Raw genomic sequence first — 1,569 nt, 5'->3', positions numbered from 1 at the left:
AAAGTCCTTGTTGTAGCTCATCCTCCACTAAAAAGTCCCTTACAAGCAGTATGCCTAACTGATTCACCGCCGCTTGAATGGCTAGTAAGGAATGTTCAAACTCGGCGATAGGTTTACTCACTTTGCCTTTATAGCCCTGAAAACGCAGCCAAGCTTGCCACGATTCATGGTATCCGCCCGTGCACAGTTTTGGCGCTAGCGCGATATCGGTAAGATGAATGACCGAATTAAGATTTAAAAAACCAGGGCTCGCCACTACTATCCAGTTTTCTTGGGTAAGTTGAACAGCCTGCTCTGATTGCCAATCTCCATAACCGTTGATGATCTCCACATCCGCAATGGCGCTAGCATTCGGTACCGTGTTGGCGGTCGTTGAAATTTTTACCACGACATCAGGGTGCTGACGATGAAAATCGGCCAAGCGCGGCATTAACCATTGAGAACAAAAGCTGTGAGCAACATGAAGCGTCAGTTGAGTATTTTTCTGGCGAGCAAAAAGGTGTTGAGTTGCGACAGATAGCATCTGCAAAGTCTGGCTAACAACAGGCAAGTAGGCTTGGGCAACTTGTGTTAATAAAAGCTGCGCACCATTGCGCTCAAAAAGTATCGCGTTTAACTGAAGTTCCAACGATTTAACTTGCTGACTGACCGCCGCGCGAGTGACATTTAGCTCTTTTGCAGCTTTTGTAAAGCTTCGCAAACGGGCTGTTGCTTCAAAGGCTTTCAGGGCATTAAGTGGTGGGAGGTTTTGCATCATGCTCTCCTACTAAACGGAGCATCGATATTATGAATCTGTGATGACAGAATGATGAACAACAAGCAAAGCGCACGCCGCCGCCGTCATTTCAATATACAGCCCAACAACCGTCTCGGTTCCATCCAAGCATAAGGTTGAAGACAAGATCAAAAAAGCCAGCGATAAACGCTGGCTTTTTGCTTTGTTGGCTATAGCAACAAATTATTGAGCTTGTTCAGTCGTTTGGTATTCAAACGCAGGAACAACTACTTCCACACGACGGTTCGCTTCGCGACCTTGACGAGTTTCGTTGCTAGCAACTGGGTTTGCTTCACCCATGCCTTTGACTGTCATACGGTCAGCAGCGATACCTTTCGCTTCGAATTCATTAGCAACCGCTTTAGCACGTTTTTCAGTTAGCTGTTGGTTGTACTGAGCAGAACCCGTTGTGTCACTGTAACCAGTGATCTCAACTTTAGCTTGTGGGTAAGTGTTCATTAGATCAACTGTACCAGAAAGTGCTGATGCATCTTTCACTTCTGCGCTTTCTAGGCCGAATTGTACTGTTGCTGTTTGAGCTGGGTACACGTGCTCAACGATACGAGTAGATGGACGTGTTTCTACCACTTCTTCAACTGCTTCTTCTTGAACTACTGGCTCAGAACCAAACTTGTAGTTGAAGCCGATACCGAAGAAGTCAGAATCCATGTCATCAATGATGTCGTCAGACATGTCTTGGTAACGTTGGTATTCAGCACGTAGGCTCCAGTTGTAGTTGATTTTGTACTCTGCACCAAGAGAGCCAGTTGGAACGAAGTCTTTCTCATCACCAG

Annotated in this window: 2 protein-coding genes; both read right to left on the bottom strand. The window is 46.1% G+C overall.

The window, feature by feature from the left end:
* Positions 1–754: LysR substrate-binding domain-containing protein (locus tag R7P72_RS24100; RefSeq protein WP_318110840.1), on the bottom strand; the 754-nt coding region annotated here is incomplete at its 3' end.
* A 204-nt stretch (positions 755–958) separates the two neighbouring features.
* Positions 959–1,569: OmpA family protein (locus R7P72_RS24095; RefSeq protein WP_318110839.1), on the bottom strand; the 611-nt coding region annotated here is incomplete at its 5' end.

The sequence above is a fragment of the Vibrio sp. Vb0888 genome (assembly GCF_033338835.1).
Classification (GTDB): domain Bacteria; phylum Pseudomonadota; class Gammaproteobacteria; order Enterobacterales; family Vibrionaceae; genus Vibrio; species Vibrio alginolyticus.
The sequence above is the reverse complement of the archived record's forward strand: the minus strand, read 5'-3'. Positions and strand labels throughout refer to the sequence as shown.